Annotated in this window: 16 protein-coding genes; 8 read left to right on the top strand and 8 right to left on the bottom strand. The window is 36.4% G+C overall.

The window, feature by feature from the left end; translation table 11 throughout:
• The first annotated feature begins 134 nt into the window (after positions 1-134).
• The 5 genes from EIY84_RS09255 (at position 135) to EIY84_RS09235 (ending at position 5,661) form a co-directional block, all read left to right on the top strand.
• A complete protein-coding gene (locus EIY84_RS09255; RefSeq protein WP_124642469.1) occupies positions 135-1,034 on the top strand; it encodes a BatD family protein in 900 nt (299 codons plus the stop codon).
• Positions 1,027-2,028 (top strand): vWA domain-containing protein, encoded by a 1,002-nt coding sequence (locus EIY84_RS09250; RefSeq protein ID WP_124642467.1) that lies wholly within the window; start codon positions 1,027-1,029, stop codon positions 2,026-2,028. The genes EIY84_RS09255 and EIY84_RS09250 overlap by 8 nt, the downstream gene beginning before the upstream one ends.
• On the top strand, positions 2,028-3,038 hold the full coding sequence (locus EIY84_RS09245) for a vWA domain-containing protein (protein ID WP_124642465.1): 1,011 nt from the start codon (positions 2,028-2,030) through the stop codon (positions 3,036-3,038). The genes EIY84_RS09250 and EIY84_RS09245 overlap by 1 nt, the downstream gene beginning before the upstream one ends.
• A gap of 77 nt (positions 3,039-3,115) precedes the next feature.
• A complete protein-coding gene (locus EIY84_RS09240) occupies positions 3,116-3,898 on the top strand; it encodes a tetratricopeptide repeat protein (RefSeq protein WP_241154770.1) in 783 nt (260 codons plus the stop codon).
• Positions 3,898-5,661: a BatD family protein gene (locus EIY84_RS09235; protein WP_124642464.1), complete on the top strand. Its 1,764-nt coding sequence runs from the start codon at positions 3,898-3,900 to the stop codon at positions 5,659-5,661. Before EIY84_RS09240 ends, EIY84_RS09235 begins: the two co-directional genes overlap by 1 nt.
• Before the next feature lie 8 nt (positions 5,662-5,669).
• Here EIY84_RS09235 and EIY84_RS09230 read toward each other — a convergent pair whose 3' ends face one another.
• The 4 genes from EIY84_RS09230 to hpt all read right to left on the bottom strand — a co-directional run bounded on the left by EIY84_RS09230 (position 5,670) and on the right by hpt (position 8,516).
• Positions 5,670-6,134 (bottom strand): Mpo1 family 2-hydroxy fatty acid dioxygenase, encoded by a 465-nt coding sequence (locus EIY84_RS09230; protein WP_124642462.1) that lies wholly within the window; start codon positions 6,132-6,134, stop codon positions 5,670-5,672.
• A 130-nt stretch (positions 6,135-6,264) separates the two neighbouring features.
• Complete coding sequence (gene obgE / locus EIY84_RS09225) at positions 6,265-7,248, bottom strand: GTPase ObgE (RefSeq protein WP_124642460.1); 984 nt, start codon at positions 7,246-7,248, stop codon at positions 6,265-6,267.
• A 62-nt stretch (positions 7,249-7,310) separates the two neighbouring features.
• On the bottom strand, positions 7,311-7,889 hold the full coding sequence (locus EIY84_RS09220; protein WP_124642475.1) for an adenylate kinase: 579 nt from the start codon (positions 7,887-7,889) through the stop codon (positions 7,311-7,313).
• 72 nt (positions 7,890-7,961) lie between these two features.
• Complete coding sequence (gene hpt / locus EIY84_RS09215) at positions 7,962-8,516, bottom strand: hypoxanthine phosphoribosyltransferase (RefSeq protein ID WP_124642458.1); 555 nt, start codon at positions 8,514-8,516, stop codon at positions 7,962-7,964.
• 119 nt (positions 8,517-8,635) lie between these two features.
• On the opposite strand from hpt, the gene prmA reads away from it, so the two are divergent.
• Positions 8,636-9,463: a 50S ribosomal protein L11 methyltransferase gene (gene prmA / locus EIY84_RS09210; RefSeq protein ID WP_124642456.1), complete on the top strand. Its 828-nt coding sequence runs from the start codon at positions 8,636-8,638 to the stop codon at positions 9,461-9,463.
• Positions 9,464-9,494: 31 nt separating this feature from the next.
• Here the strand turns inward: prmA and EIY84_RS09205 are convergent, their stop codons facing one another.
• Positions 9,495-10,760 carry a glycosyltransferase gene (locus tag EIY84_RS09205; protein WP_241154769.1) on the bottom strand — a complete coding sequence of 422 codons (1,266 nt, stop codon included), beginning with the start codon at positions 10,758-10,760 and terminating at the stop codon, positions 9,495-9,497.
• 64 nt (positions 10,761-10,824) lie between these two features.
• Here EIY84_RS09205 and EIY84_RS09200 point away from each other — a divergent pair, with 64 nt between their 5' ends.
• Positions 10,825-11,811 carry a hypothetical protein gene (locus tag EIY84_RS09200; protein ID WP_124642454.1) on the top strand — a complete coding sequence of 329 codons (987 nt, stop codon included), beginning with the start codon at positions 10,825-10,827 and terminating at the stop codon, positions 11,809-11,811.
• A gap of 311 nt (positions 11,812-12,122) precedes the next feature.
• Here EIY84_RS09200 and EIY84_RS09195 read toward each other — a convergent pair whose 3' ends face one another.
• Positions 12,123-14,255 carry a S9 family peptidase gene (locus EIY84_RS09195; RefSeq protein ID WP_124642452.1) on the bottom strand — a complete coding sequence of 711 codons (2,133 nt, stop codon included), beginning with the start codon at positions 14,253-14,255 and terminating at the stop codon, positions 12,123-12,125.
• Between the two features lie 343 nt (positions 14,256-14,598).
• Between EIY84_RS09195 and EIY84_RS09190 the strand changes: the two genes are divergently transcribed.
• Positions 14,599-14,889, top strand: coding sequence for a DUF721 domain-containing protein (locus tag EIY84_RS09190; RefSeq protein WP_124642451.1), 291 nt, complete (start codon positions 14,599-14,601; stop codon positions 14,887-14,889).
• Between the two features lie 5 nt (positions 14,890-14,894).
• On the opposite strand, the gene mtgA is transcribed toward EIY84_RS09190, so the two are convergent.
• Both mtgA and EIY84_RS09180 read right to left on the bottom strand, forming a co-directional pair.
• Positions 14,895-15,539 carry a monofunctional biosynthetic peptidoglycan transglycosylase gene (gene mtgA, locus EIY84_RS09185; RefSeq protein ID WP_124642449.1) on the bottom strand — a complete coding sequence of 215 codons (645 nt, stop codon included), beginning with the start codon at positions 15,537-15,539 and terminating at the stop codon, positions 14,895-14,897.
• Positions 15,540-15,633: 94 nt separating this feature from the next.
• Entirely contained in the window at positions 15,634-16,680 is a 1,047-nt protein-coding gene (locus EIY84_RS09180) for an ABC transporter substrate-binding protein (RefSeq protein WP_124642447.1), read from the bottom strand.
• Positions 16,681-16,725: the final 45 nt, after the last annotated feature.

Genomic DNA, 16,725 nt, shown 5'->3' with positions numbered 1-16,725 from the left:
TGAACGCTTGGATAGATAGCTTTAAAGCGCTATTAATACGATATGAAACTAAAGAAAAACATTGGAGGGATTTTCATCTGCTCGCATTCTGTTGTATTTTGATTAGGAAACATTAAACAAGTTCAATTTCAAAAATGTTAAAAAAAATATATTTTCTTATTTCATTTCTATTGGGAATTTTCATGTTTTCCCAAACCCTTTCGTCCCGATTGGATAAGAAAACCGTGGGATTGGGCGAGCCCAATGTACTCACCATAAAAGTGGATCATCTTGGTGGCAAGGATGTTCGTTCGGCTCCGAAAAACGAATTGTTGCCTTTTCATTTTGAAATCATCAAAGATACCCTTTTCAAGAAAATGGATACCTACGAAAGAACGATAGAGTTTGCCATTTTTCAGGAAGGTAAATTTTCCATTCCCGCCTTAGAATTTAACATCAATGGAAAAATTGAAAAAACAACTCCCTACGAAATCGAAGTGGTGAACACTGCCAGTAAAGACGACAAAATCAATGACATTATGAAGAATAAAGAAGTTGGTTTGGAGCTGAAAGATTATTGGCAAATCTACAAATTTTGGGTTTTGGCTGCTATTGCGATTGTTGCACTCTCAATTTTAATTTTTGGTCTTGTCAGATACGGTAAAAAACCAAAAGACAGTCCAAAAGAATTAACCAATCAAGCCCTGAAGGAGTTGAATGCTTTAAAAGATAAAAAACACATTGAACAAGGAAATTTTAGAGATTTTTATGTTGAACTGATCGACATTATGAGAAGATTTTTGTCGGTGCAGTATCGCATTCCGGCTGATGTTTTGCTTACGGACGATCTTATTGCTTACATGAAACAAAATCACAGCATTTCACAAGAAAATGAAGCGGTTGTCGAAAAAGTTTTTCTCCGTGGCGATTTGGTGAAATTTGCTAAAATTTTTCCATCTGTAGAGATGATGAATGAAGATTGGAACTCTTGCTCTGCTTTGGTAAAGGCTTCGTTAAAGGATATCGAATTTGAAAAATTAAGAAAAGATGTTTAGTTTTTGGAATTTCGAATGGCATAGCCCTTGGTTTTTACTTCTTTTTTTATTGCTAATTCCTTTGCTAATTAAGGAATTCAAAAAGAAAAAACAAGTAGGAATTGTTGTACCATCAACTTCCAATATGTCTGTAGATGGGCAGTACAACGGTATTTTGTTTTTGTTGAAATTTACAAAATACATCATACTTTCCTCGCTTATCCTCGCCATGGCAAGGCCAAGATCTTTTACCATTTCTACCGATAACGACGAAAATAAAGGCATCGATATCATTATGTCCGTAGATGTATCATTGTCCATGCTTGCGAAAGACTTAGAACCAGACCGTTTGACGGCTCTTAAAAATATTGCCAAACGCTTTGTCGATAAAAGACCCATGGACAAAATTGGTTTGGTCACCTATTCGGGAGAGGCATTTCCAAAAGTTCCACTGACGACAGATCATCAAGTAATCATAGATGAATTGAGCAACCTGGATCCTTTCGAGTTGCAACCCGGAACTGCTATTGGTGAAGGATTGGCGGTGGCGGTCAATCATCTGAAAAATGCAAAATCCAAGAGTAAAGTCATCATTTTAATGACCGATGGCGAAAACAATATTGAAAATGCCATTCCACCACAAACGGCTGCCGAATTGGCGAAAAGCTACGGCATAAAAGTGTACACCATTGGGATTGGGACCAACGGATATGCACTGTTCCCAACCAGTCAGGATGTTTTTGGAGATATTATTTTTACAGAACAGGAGGTAAGAATCAACGAGCCTTCGCTACGAGATATTGCACAAACAACGGGTGGAAAGTACTTTCGTGCCACATCCAACGAAAGTTTGGAACAAATATACGATCAGATTAACCAAATGGAAAAAACCGATGTTAAGTCCAGTAAGATGTACAACTACAAAGAGTTTTTCCAATATTTTCTATGGACAGCTCTGCTGGTTTTGGTTTTGGACGGATTGTTAAGATGGGTTTTATTTAAATCGATACTGTAATGGATTGGACTATAGGAAATTATTGGAATTTATTACTGATCCTTTTGGTGTTGGGGATGGGCTTGTTGATGTCAAATTTTTTGAAGTGGAGAAACCGTAAAAAAGAACTTTTTGCTGAAGGAAGATTTCAAATAGATTTGTTTCAGAAAACAACTCAATATGTGCGGATTATCCCCATTTTGTATTGCATAGGCTTTGTTTTTTTAGCTCTGTCTTTGGTCGATTTGATGAAAGGAAGTGAAGAAATAAAAACAAAACAGAAAATGAATAATGTGATTTTTTTGTTTGATGTTTCCAATTCGATGAATGCCGAAGATGTAGAGCCCAACCGTTTGCAAGAAGCAAAAAACATCATGCTCAATTCTTTGCAAAACATGAACAACGATAGGGTAGGCATTGTGGTTTTTGCAGGCGAAGCAGCTTCCATTATGCCCTTAACAACGGATTTTTCTTCAGCTGATCAGTACATAGAAGCCATCAATACAGGGATTGTCAAAAGACAAGGGACGGATTTGCTTTTGGCGATGCAAGAAGTGGTAAAAAAATTTAAAAACATCCCAAAAGGATCCAGACAGGTGATCTTGATAAGCGATGGCGAAGACAATGAAAACAATACTGAAAAAGCCATACAACTGGCAAAAGAAGAAGGGATAACCGTGATTTCCATTGGAGTTGGTACTGCGGAAGGCGCTCCAATTCCGGAATACATCATGGGACAATTGATGGGATACAAAGCGGATATGAATACGGGAGATACGGTAATTTCATCAAGAAAAGAAATGGATTTACAAAATATTGCCCAACAAACCGGAGGTGAATATTTGGATGGAAATGATTTGAAAACGACTATAAATGGGTTGGAAAAAGCATTGAAAAATGCAGCATCTGCAACCAATCATTGGGTGAAATCCGACAATGCCGAAAGGTATTATCAATATTTTTTAGCGGTTTCTTTGTTGTGTTTTTTGGTGATTTATGTTTTTAACCCCAAAAACGATCTTAATCTTTAAGCTAGATGCCTTGTTTTAACCCAATTTTAACATATTCAAACTTAAGTTTAACATATAAAAAGAATACATTTGCATCGATGAAAACAAAGTTTTCCAATATCAATTTGATTGATGGAATGCCTATGAAGAAAAATCTACTTTTCTATTCTTTTTTTATGCTTTTTTTCTTTGTCGAAAATGCTTCGGCTCAGAAAAATTATAATGCTTTAATCTTCGAGGGTAATGAAGATTTTAAAAGCGAAAAGTACGACCAGGCTTCATCCAAATACATGGATGCCATCCAACAAAATTCTAAAGACTTCGCAGCCCATTACAATTTAGGAAATTCATTGTACAAAAAAAAACAGTACGATGAAGCTAATGCCGAGTACAAAAAAGCCGAAGCTCTTGCTAAAAACAATACCGATAAAATGGCAAGTTTGTACAACCAAGGCAATGTAGCCATGCAACAACAGCAACCGGAACAAGCTGCTGAAATTTACAAGAAAGCTCTGAAACTAGATCCTTACAACGAAGCCGCCAGGAAAAATTTTGAAATAGCAAAGCTAAAATCTCAAGAAAAACAAGATCAAAAAGAAAAAAACAATCCCAATAACCAAAAAGGTAAAGACGGAAAAGATCCTAAAGAAGGGGACGAAAATGGTGATAGTCCTAAAAATAGCAGCGGAGGAAACCAAAAAGAGCAACAAGGTCAGGGTAAAGGGAGTGATGAAAAACAGGAGGGTAAACAATCCGGAATGCCCAAAGAATTAAGAGATGCGATCATGAATGAAGTGGGAAATCGTGAGAAAAGAACCACAAAACGCATCCTGAACAAAAATGCCTATTCCATACCGGAAAGCAACGAGAAAGACTGGTAATGAAACTAAAATTTCTACAAATACTATTGATTCTTTTCGCCATAAAATCTTATGGTCAGGTCAATATTGTGGGAATGACGGACGAAAAAGAGTTTAGACAAAACAAAAAATTTGTTCTTACTTTCATCATCCAAATCAATGGAGACGATTATATTCAAGAAAGTCCGATAAAACTGCCTGATTTCTCAAAATTTGAAGAATTGGGATCGGCTTCAGAACAAAATACCATTGTTGATCAAAGAACCGGGTATAGAGTTAACCAAATTGTATATCAATATGTTTTGCAGCCCAAACAAAGTGGGAAATTGAAGATTGGATCGGCGTTGGTCCAGGTAAACGGCAAAATGTACAAATCCGAATCGTTTGACATTTTTGTGAAAGAAGAGGTACGAAAAAGTGAAACAAATTCTGTTGCAAATAACCAGAACGATGTCTATCTTAATTTAGAAATAAAGGATAAAGAGGTCTATCAATATCAGCCTACAGTAGCCGTACTTAGGATTTATAGCAAAGATTATGACCAATTTAGAAAAGTAAATAACATACATTTTTCTAAACAAAGTGATGTTGAAATAGAACCAATCAATCTGACTCCACAAGAAATAGAACCTTCTGAAAGTCACGCCAACTGGCTCACCCAGATTGTTGCGATCTACAGCATAACCCCAAATGAAAGTGGAAAAGTTGAATTGCCGTCAGCAATTGCTCACATAAAATCGAATGGAAATCTAACCAAAATTGTAGGCAATAAAGTGAATCTGAATGTGAAATCACTTCCGGAAAATTCCACAAAAAACTTTAAAAATGCCGTTGGAAATTATGAGCTGACCCTACAAAATACTTCCAAACAAAATTTTTACGAAATAGGCAAACCCATTGATATAACTCTAAAACTTTCGGGTATCGGAAATCTGAATACGGTAGAACTGCCAAGGTTGTATCCTTCCAAAGATTATACTTTCTACAAGCCCAAAGTAAGTAAAAACATTCAGCCAAAAGGTCAAAATTTCCAAGGTGAAATAGTGGTGAACTATGTTGTTGTGCCCAACAGAGCAGGTGAAATTACAATAAAAGCGGATCATTTTTCATTTTTTAACGATCAAAAAAATGAATACATCGACAAAGGCGAAACGGTATTGCCACTAAACATTCTAAGTGCCGAACAATTTGCGAAAACCCAGACGACTATCGAAAAGGTAAACAACTATACCAATACGGTTTTGGAAAAAGTGGAAACTCCCATTCTAAAAACTTCAGAATTTAAGGTTAAAGAAAAATCAAAAATTGATTGGAAAATTGTTTTGGGAAATTTGGTATTGGTTTTTGGTGTGATTTATGGTTCGTTGTTGTACAGCCGTTACAGAAAATCCAAGAAAAAAAGAGCTCTTCACAGCTCAAGACACCACAAGTCTATGGGCTCTGTAGCCGAAACTGAAGCTGAAATTCGGAAAAATAAAGGAATCGATTTTGAAAGTAATTTCAATTATTTCAGCATTTTGGCAAACGAAGAGAAGTCGGACTTGTTCTTTAAATCTTTTGATGATTTTCATGCCGAATTGGAAAATGCAATTCAAGCCGGACATCAATTATCGGTAGAAAAATGGCTGGAACAAAAAGGTCAACACGATGTTTTACAAGAATTAACACAATTGAAACATCAAATTGAAATTGAAAAATTCAACCCGTTCAAATCAAAAGAAACCTTGATGGAACTGTCTGTGAAAATCACATCCGTTTATCAAAAAATAAAACAGCTGAATTAAAAGGACTCTTAGATTCTAAAAGGGAGTATTTTTTTTATTAGCCAAATGGGACCAATCAGTAGAAATTGTATGTCTTTTAGAAAACTCGGTTTTTTACCTTCTATTTTGTGACCAACAAACTGAAAAATCCATGTGATAACAAAAACAGACACGAATATCAACCACGATTTTCTTTCGAAAAAAATATTGGTTTCGTAAACAAATTTTTCAAATACCATCATCACAAAAAACATAATGATGGCCATTTTCCAGTTCAACAGTAAATAATAAATGCTTACCAAAAGTACCGAAACCAAGCTGGCAACACTGATATACCCCATAAATTGTATAAAAATATGTGGTGTCGGTATGAGTGAAATAAATCCTAGAATGGACCAAAAAATCAGCGGTACACAGACCCAATGAATGGCTTTGTTGATCTTGTTTTTATGACTTTTTCCGTACTCTGAAAACAATATATCTATTTTTCTCATTTATTTTTGAATTTTCTTTTCAAAAATAAAAAAGATTTCGGAAAATAATCCGAAATCTTTTGAGAATTTTATGGTTTATGATTTATTTGATATTCTTCTTGTGAATATTATTTCTAAAATTTGTAGAATGTTATCCGTGAAGTTTTTTCCAAATAACATCTTTTAGCTCCATCAAGCCTTCTTGGCTCACGCCAGAAAAGAAGATGGGTTGTCTGTTTTCCGGAAATTCGGCAGCGATCTCGGCTTTCAATTCATCGTCCAACAAATCGGATTTGGATACGGAGATGATGAAGTCTTTGTCCAACAATTCAGGGTTGTATTCTTTCAGTTCATTTTCTAAAACTTTAAATTCTTGGAAATGATCTTCAGAATCGGCAGGAATTAAAAACAAAAGGATGGAATTTCTTTCGATATGTCTTAAGAAACGGTGTCCCAAACCTTTACCTTCGGCAGCTCCTTCGATAATTCCGGGGATGTCTGCCATGACAAAAGATTTGTAATTTCTATAATTTACAATTCCCAAATTGGGTGTTAAAGTGGTGAATGCGTAATTGGCAATCTTGGGTTTCGCTGCAGAGACGGAAGCCAAAAGTGTTGATTTTCCGGCATTTGGAAATCCTACCAAACCAACATCTGCCAAGACTTTTAGTTCGAAAACGATGTATCCTTCTTCACCAGGAAGTCCGGGTTGCGCATATCTTGGAGTTTGGTTGGTCGCCGATTTAAAATGTTCGTTGCCCAAACCTCCTTTTCCGCCACGCATCAGGATAATTTCCTGACCATCTTCAAGGATTTCGCCAATGATTTCGCCTTCTTCATTTTTAGCAATAGTCCCGATAGGAACTTGGATATAGATATCTGCTCCATCGGCACCGGTCAATTGGCTTTTTGCACCATTCACACCTCTTTCGGCCTTCACATGTCGGGTATAGCGCAGGGGCAACAAAGTCCATTCATGAGAGTTTCCTTTCATGATGATGTGTCCACCTCTTCCGCCATCTCCACCGTCAGGACCACCTTTAGGGATGTATTTTTCACGGCGCAAGTGTGCCGATCCAGCTCCACCATGACCCGATTGGCAATGGATTTTTACATAATCTACAAAATTTGACATAAATTTTCTTTATTTCTACAATATCCTTTCACAAAAATGAAAAGAGAGAGCAGAAGGTTTTGTTATTTAATTTTTTCAACCTCGGCAAAAAGTTTTTTAGAAATTTCCTCGATCTCGCCGATCCCGTTTATTTCCACATACTTGCCTTGTTGTTTGTACAATTCGGCAACTTCTGCCGTTTTGCTATAATATTCTTTAATTCTATTGGTGATGATCTCTTCATTACTGTCGTCCGTTCTGCCGCTGGTTTCGCCTCTTTTTAGCAATCGTTCTACCAATACTTTGTCTTCAACGATCAAAGATAAACAAACGCTAATAGGTTGATTAAGAACCTCTTGTACGATGTTTTCTAAAGCTTCGGTTTGAGTTGCAGTTCTTGGGAATCCGTCGAAAATAAATCCTTCAGCAGTGGTAGGTTTTTTAAGTTCGTCAATCAACATGTCTATGGTTACTTGGTCCGGAACCAATTCGCCTTTGTCGATATACGATTTGGCTAATTTGCCCAATTCGGTATCGTTTTTCATGTTATAACGAAATAAATCTCCAGTGGAAATTTGTTTCAAATTAAATTTCTCAATCAAAAACTGAGCTTGTGTTCCTTTACCACTTCCCGGAGGACCGAATAATACGATGTTGATCATGATGTTTTTCTGGTTTGACAAAAATAAAATGTTTTGTCGATTTTTATTAGATTGATATTATTTTCTGAAGAATTAATGGTTGATTCTCCCTTCTTCTAATTGATACAGATCCGGAAGGTTTCTGCCCAATTCATCGTAATCCAAACCGTATCCCAATACAAATTTGTTCGGGATTTCTTTGGCTACATAGTCTATTTTGAAATCTTTATCGTACACTTCAGGTTTTAGAAGTAGAGAGGCGACCTTCAGAGATTTTGGTCTTTGTGTATTTTCAAAATAATGATACAAACTTTCCAAGGTGTTTCCAGTATCTACGATGTCTTCCATAAGGATGATGTGTCGTCCTTCTACTTCTTTGGTCAGTTCCATTTTTTTGTAAACAATCCCTGTGGATTGAGTTCCTGAATACGAACTCATTTGGATAAAGGCAATTTCGCATTTTCCAGGATAGTACTTTAAGAAATCGGAAAAAAACATGATTACACCGTTCAAAACTCCAATGAAAACAGGTGTTTCGTCCTTGTAATCTTCATATACTTTTTCAGCCAATTCCTTAATCATTTGCTGGATTTCATCGTGCTTTAGATAAGGCACAAAGTACTTGTCGTGTATTTTTATACTTGCCATAATTTCAAAAGCACAAAATTAAGCTTTTTTTGGTTAATACTTTAATTATAACACTAAAAATAAGCGTTTGGACTTTAACTTTCTGTGATACTTCCTTATCTTTGCTCAAAATTTTTATCATGCAACAGTATTTAGAATTTAATTTTAAAATATCACCTCTTCAACCTTGGAACGAAATCCTCATGGCGGAACTGATCGAAATTGGTTTCGACAGTTTTACCGAAGAGCATGATGGAATTTTAGGGTACATCCAAGAAGAGCTGTATCAGGAACAAGAGCTTAACAGTCTTTGGTTGCTAAATTCTGAAGAAGTAAACATCTCGTATACTTACCAAGCCATGCCCAATATCAATTGGAATGAAGAATGGGAAAAGAATTTCTCACCAATCTATGTGGAGGACAAAGTCCTTATCCGTGCAGAATTTCATGAAGCCAATCCCGACATGCACGAAATTGTGATACAACCCAAAATGTCTTTCGGTACGGGACACCATCCAACGACACATTTGATGGTACAACAGATGATGGACATGGATTTCCATGGAAAAGATGTGTTGGATATGGGCTGCGGTACTTCGGTATTGGCGATCTATGCCAAACAAAAAGGGGCACAGTATGTAAAAGCCATTGATATTGACGAATGGTCTGTGGAAAATTCTAAGGAAAATGCTGAACGAAATAATGTTGAGTTGAATATAGAGCTGGGTACAGCAGAAAACCTTGGCACAGAAAATTTTAATGTTATATTGGCAAACATCAACAGGAATATTTTGATTTCTGACATCCCAACTTATGTTAAAGTACTAAAAAAAGAAGGGTATTTACTGCTTTCCGGTCTTTGTTTTTTCGATGTTGATGATATCTTGGAAGTGTGTAAAGAACAAAATTTGGAACTGATCCGTCAACAACAAAAAGAAGAGTGGATGAGCCTTTTGTTGAAGAAATAAGCAGGACTTTTATACTAACATTAAATCGGGCTTATTCCCGATTTTTTTGTTTTTCTTCTATCCATTTTCCAAGGTATTTGCTACTTTGTAGGGTATGGTGCAAGAGGATTTTACCAAAATAATTGCGCATCCTGTGTGCCTTTATTTTTGTGGAAATACTTTGTATTTTCTCTTCAAAAATAGGGTAGAACTGTTCTTTTTTGTATCTATTTTCTACCAAATTATAACCTTGCTTTTGGCATTGATACCAAAGATCTTGGTTGTTGTACAAATTGATGGCTTTTTCAACAAAACGGTCATCGTCTTCTACAACAAAGCCGTTCCAAGGTAAGTTGCCGTGCATGGCTTCGGCTCCAATTTTTGTAGTTATGTTGGGCAGACCCAATCTCATGCTGTCCAAAAGTTTTCCTTTAATACCCGCACCAAAAGGGATGGGCGCAAGCAAGACTCTGGCATTGTTGAAAACTTCTTCAACAGAATTTGCCCTTCCTTTAACCCAAAAACCTTGTTTTTCATTGTGTAATTGCTTGGCTTTTTCGGTAATATAAGCACCGTAGATGTGTATTTCGGCCTCTGGAATTTGTTTTTTTATTTTGGGCCAAATGTGTTTCAGTATTAAGACTGTTTGCCAATTGGGTTCGTGCAAGAAATTGCCAATACTCACAAAGTTTTTTCTATTGATAAACGATACCGAGTCCGGCGTAACTTCGGCAAATAAAGGAATATAAAGTAAAATATCCGGCGAAACCTTCAATGTATGGATCAGTAAATCGTATTCGAATTCGGAAATAATAAGAGAAAGATCGGATCTGTAAATGGAAGCCATTTCCCGAATAAAAACTTCATTTTGAAAATCGATTTCGTTTAGGTTTAGACCTTTTTTGTAAGCATTTTCTCTGGCTTTTCTCAAGAAATGAAGATCTTCGGTGTCCAATATTTTTATAGCATTGGGACAGATTTCCGCAACCTTCCAACCAAACTGTTCTTCGGTAACAAAACGATCGTACAATACGACATCGGGTTGCAGACCTTGTAGTATGGTCTCAAAAATTGGAGAATTAATTTCAATTGGAAAAAGGTTGATATTCAGTTCTTTAAGATTAAAACTGAACTCTACATTTCCGGCAGCTGTTAGAAATGAAATTCTATAATTTGCTTGAGAAAAAAAATCGATTAATTGCAACATTCTTTTTCCGGCGGCTGTAGAATTAGGCTCCGGAATTACCATGCCTATAATGACCAAATGCTTCATGCTGTAAAAGTAAGACAATGGGATGAATTTATCGTATTTTAGCAAGACAATTAGCGCTTTTATCCTTAATTTTGCACCGTTTTATTTTTAGACTTTAAAATTGAATTTTATGCTTACAGAATCGCTATATCATCCTTTTCAGACTTTAACTTTCGATGATCATATTTGTTTCCTAACCGGAAAAGAAACCTCAGAACAAATGACCATTTTCCCCGAATGGTTTATGGATAAATATAAGTTGGGAGATGAAGTTTTCGAGATGATGGACAAGCTGAAATCCGTGACTTACAACGAGCTGAAAGTACCTTGCACCACCAAAGTTAAACAAGCTTTTGATGACTTGGATCAAAAAATTTCTGAGGCTTTTGACAAAGGTTATGATGCTGTAAAAGCATTGGACAGTCACGACTTGTTTTTGTGGTTGGGAAGGATGGTGTACGGAACCTTGTTCCACGAAATGTCCAAAGAAAAAGTACGATTGGCAAAATTCGACAAAGAATTGTCGGTATCTCCTTTTTTGAAAGAACGATTCGGACTTTTTCATCTGATGCTGCAATCCATCATTATCCCTATGGAGTTCACCGGAAAAAATCCGTGGAGCATCACCGTAGTGAGGCACAAATTTTCTGCAGATATTATGAATTACCGTGACGATACGGTGAATCTGATGTTTCAACTTGGGTTGAAGGATTTTGGGATTATTGCCAGTTTGCACGACAATGAGGTGGTTGCCGATCATCAAAAAGCCATTTTAGAAAAAATTGGAGATCATGTTTTGCATCCCGTTCAGTTTGAAGAGTTGTATGCAAGGTTTCATTATTCCAATTATCTTTTGCAATACGAACCGGAATACCTCATTGAAAAAAATGAGGATAGATTAAAAATAGAATCCCTACCTGTCACTGAAAATGCCAACCGTCCGTTGTTTGGTTTTTGGGATGAAGATACATTTGCCAGTGTATTGGCAGGATATTGGACCGTATATGGAATTGAAAAAAAGAACATCCTCAAGTTTCCCAATCCTATCCTGAGTTATTTGGAAGATCCTTATACCAAAGATTTTATTGCACCCGAAAAGATAAATTTACCTTTTTAGAATAAAATAAGCCGTTTCAGTGATGAGACGGCTTTCTTTTTGGTAGCGAATTGACAGTCTAAACTTCTCGCTTCGCATTGCAAAAATGCAACTATTTTCTATGGACAAAACTCCGCATAACCAATTTCTTTTATCTTATTTCTTTGTCCACATTAAGCTTAAAAAATACATCAGGGACTTATATTATAAATATGAATCCCTGATAGGTCGTCAGACAGATGTATGCCTGGCTCTGCAAAGATACTGCTAATTTTAAATAGCCTGTAATAAATATTTCACAAAAAAAACTTTACAAAAAAACGGCGATGCATCTATAAATTTTCCAAAATAAAATCAGTCATTTTTTGGTACAACTGCGGGCGGGTTTGTCCACCATAGATGCCGTGGTTTTTGTCCGGATACGCCATAAAATCGAATTGTTTTTTATTCTGAATTAAGGCTTCAGAAAAGATTAAAGCGTTTTGGAAATGCACATTGTCATCGGCAGTACCGTGGATCAGTAAGAATTTCCCTTTCAATAACTTGGCATAAGAAGTAGGAGAGTTGTCGTCATATCCTGCTGGGTTTTCCTGAGGAGTCAGCATAAATCTTTCCGTATATACCGAGTCGTAATACCTCCAGTTGGTAACAGGAGCCACAGCAATTCCCATTTTAAAGACATCTGCTCCTTTGGTCATTGCAAGGCTCGCCATATATCCACCGAAACTCCAACCGAAAATTCCGATTCTTTCCTTGTCGATGTAGCTTTGTTTTCCCAGCCATTTTGCCGCTGCAATCTGATCTTCGATTTCGTATTTCCCTAGGTTTTTGTAGGTTACTTTTTTATATTTCGTTCCTCTGTATCCCGTTCCGCGACCGTCAACACAGGCTACAACATATCCTTTTTGTACAAGATGGTTGAACCACAATCCGTTGCCCATATCCCAAGAATTGGACACTTGCTGAGAGCCGGGTCCAGAATATTGGAACATAAATAGTGGATACTTTTTATTGGGATCAAAGTTTTTTGGTTTTATGATCCAAGCATTCATTTGGTCTCCTGCTTCGTTGGGAATGGTGAAATATTCTTTGGATACAAAATTATCGTTTTCCAATCGTTTTAGTTGGTCGTTATTGTTTTGCAACTCTTGCAAAGTCTTCCCAGAATTGTCTTTTAATACAAAGGTATTTGGTTTTTTTGCAGAGGACGAAGTTTCTATAAAATATTGATAATTTTTGCTAAAATTCGCGGTGTTGTTGCCTTGTGGATTAGAGATGATGGTCGATTTTCCGGATTTTATATTCACCTTAGAAACCACTTTGTTGATGCTCCCATTTTGTGTCGTTTGCAAGAAAACATCCATGGTTTTTGGGTTATAACCGTAATAGTCCGTTACTTCCCAAGAGCCTTTGGTGATTTGTTTTTTCAGGCTGCCATCGGCATTGTACCAATACAGATGTCGGTTTCCGTCTCTTTCGGAACCCCAAATAAAGGAATTATCTTCTAAAAATTCTAAAGTTACATTGTCCGTTTCTATCCATTTTTCGTCGGTTTCGGTAAAGAGTTTTTTTATGGCTCCCGTTTGGGTATCAACCTTCAGGATGTCTGATGCATTCTGAGTTCTCTCGGAAGTGATGAGGATAATCTCATCTGAATTGGAAGTCTGAATAACATTCGGGATGTAATATTTTTTAAAGTTGCTAAGATCCAGGTTAATGACTTTTCTTTTGTCCAACTGATAAAGATGTGCAGATACCACCGAGTTTTTCTCACCTGCTTTTGGGTATTTGTACTGCCAATCTATCGGGTACAGGTTGTTTTCATAAATGGGGATGTGCATCACCGGGACTTCCGTCTCATTGGATTTAACAAAAACAATGGCGTTGGAGTTTTTGGTCCATTCGTATTGTCTGGCATGGCCAAATTCTTCTTCATACACCCAATCGGCCAATCCATTTATGACTTTATTTTTCTCGCCATCTTTTGTGAATTGTACGATGTCTCCCGTTTTCAGGTCTTGGTAATACAAATTGTTGTTGGCGATGAATGCGACCTTGGTGGCATCTGGAGAAAATCGAGGTTCTTGTACAAAATCTCCGTTGTTTAGGGCTATGATTTTACCGGTATTTAGATCCTTAACATCAAATTTTCCGAGAAAAGAATGTCTGTAGATGGGCTGACTTTCTTTTTGTAATAAAATTTTGGACTCGTCGTTGGAGAAGATATAATTTTCGAATTGCCCAGGAACGATTAAGCCTATTTTTTGGGTGTTTTTGTAGGCGTATTTGGCAATGCCATCGCTTTCGATAACGGCATAATTTTCACCATTTTTCATGGACGAAATTCCGTTAATTCCTTTTCCACGATAGTATCCAGAATATATTTTGTCTAAGGTAATTTCTTGAGAAAATCCCATTTGTGTAAAGGCTAAAGCCAAAAATAGTGGCAATCCTAATTTTTTCATTTTTGATAAAAATTTTGTCGGTTATTGTAATGTTGAAAAGCAAGTGACGAAGATAATTATTTTGAATTTATTATGATGACATTGGACAAGAATTGTTCTTTTTCTGTACTAAAATTATTAAAATGAACCTTGAAAATCGTTGTCCTGAAATAAAAAACGGAGCATCTAAAGCAAATGATAAATGGTGGATGGATGGGTTTAGTCCATTTTTTTTGTAATTTTGTTGGGGGTTCTAAACTTGCAGCCCCGCTTGAGTGGAACTCCTTTTATGAGGAGGTACGACGAATAAAAGAGTGGGAACGGAAGCGGGAACAGCTGCCCAAATAAAAAATCGAAATAAATAATGAAGAAAAGGAGGGAGTTTCAGAGTTCGGATTTGGTGAAATCGTTTGCCAGAATTTACGGTTTTGAACAAAAATTGGTGGCTTTAGAAGTTCGAGATTTTTTGGAAGAATATCTGTCGGAAGAGCTTTTTGCCGAGATCGTTTCGGTGGATTTGAAAAATAATGTGCTGACGATAAAAATAAACTCGCCTTTACTAAAAAATGACTTCCGGTTGAGGAAATCATTTTTCTTGAAAAAATTTAATGAAAAATTTACCAATCAGTCTTTTGAAGATTTGATTGTTGTGTGACGCTGTTATTGTAGGACCACATTGTTCATCTGGCGCATCACCCATCGGTGCTTTTTAGAAAGGTAGGCAGAGGGATTTTTCGGGTCGTATTTTTGTGGATTGGGCAGTACAACAGCTATCCAAGCGGCTTCGCTCTTGGTAAGGTCTTTGGAAGATTTGCCAAAATAATACTGTGATGCCGCTTCTACACCAAAAACGCCTTGCCCCATTTCGATAGAATTCAGGTATCTTTCCAAGATGATGTCTTTGGACCAAACTTTTTCTATGATGAAAGTGTAGAAAGCTTCCAGGCCTTTTCGGATCCAGCTTCTGCCTTGCCACAGGAAAATATTTTTTGCAGTTTGTTGGGAAATGGTGCTTCCACCACGGATTTTTTTGCCTTTTTCGTTGTGCTCTAATGCTTTTTCTATGGCCTGAAAATCGAATCCGTTGTGGTTATAAAACTTTTGATCTTCAGAGGCGATTACGGCTTTTTTTACATTAGATCCCATGTTGTCATAAGAAATGTAATCTCTTTCCAGTTTTCCATAAGTCATTATGCCCCCAATTTGTGTTAGGGTAATGGGCGGATTGAAAAATCGGCCCCAAATGATAAATAAAACATTGGCGATGATGATAAAATAAATCAGCTTCTTGATGAACTTCCACATGGGTATTAGATCTTTATTTTTTTGGATAATTTCTGCAAATATAGGCCAATCTTTAGGACATGCAAAAGTCAATTTTCACTGATTTTTTCGTATTTTATTGCAATTGTTTTTGATACTGAAGACTGTCTTTTCCTAGGATTTCTGGGTGGAATATTCGGATGTAATCTGCTAGAACTTTGTCGGCTCTTACCACGCCACTTTCAAAATAATCGTTGGCTCTGTTTTTTTGTTTTCCGGTTACAGCATAGAGTTTTCCTTGGTTGAAGACAGACAATTTGGAATAATTGGGATTCATGGAAAGCAAAGCCTTTTTATCGTTATAGACACCAATATTCACCCAATATTCGGCATTTTTGGATTTGGCATAGACTTCTTCAAAACTCAGGGGAACTGCTCTGGACTCTTTATTTTCTGAGAGTATGTATTGTGCGCCGGCATCTTTTAGCAACTGAGCAACATTGGTATTTCCGCCGGGCATGTACCATTGTGTTCCGTACATTTCGTTGGCAATAACAATGGGTTTGTGTTTGGTTTTTTGTGCTTTGTCCGAAAGGGTATGGTATGTTTTTTCAATATTTATATATGCTTTTTCAGCTTCATTTCTTGCTCCTAAAACTTCGCCAAAAAGTTCTATAATTCTTGATTTTTCCAATGGTTTTTGTTCCAAATATTCATCAATAAAAATAACTTCAATTCCATTTTTTTTCAGTAAATCGTAGGTGTTTTGGAAACTTTCTATGTAATTGGTAAAAACGGCATCGGGTTTTAGAGAAAGTATTTTTTCCAAATCGTATTTGGCTTCGTCGCCCACCACGGTGGTTTTATTGTTTTTGATGTTTTTTAAAACTTTTTCAGAGAAAATATATTCTGGACTGGACAATCCAATTATGGTATTTTCTTTTCCCAATTCGGTAAAATAGCCGACCAAACTGGCATTTAGAAGTACGATTTTTTTGTACGGCAGCTTTGTTTTTGGGATTTTGTAGTTGTATTTTCCCGATTTCAATTCAAAATCTCCTTCGGAAATTCGATATTGTATTCTTTCTGATATTTTATTCCATTTTTTTTGTTCCTGATTTTCAGTGTTTTTGCAGGAAACAAGGGCTAAAAACAGAAATAATGCGATAATTTTTGATTTCATATTTCAAAGTAAATAAAAAAAATGTATATTTGCAAACCTTTAAGA

Origin of the sequence: Amniculibacterium aquaticum (genome assembly GCF_003852705.1) — a bacterium.
Lineage (GTDB): Bacteria > Bacteroidota > Bacteroidia > Flavobacteriales > Weeksellaceae > Amniculibacterium > Amniculibacterium aquaticum.
Note: the sequence above shows the minus strand (reverse complement) of the source record. Positions and strands in the feature narration are given on the sequence as shown.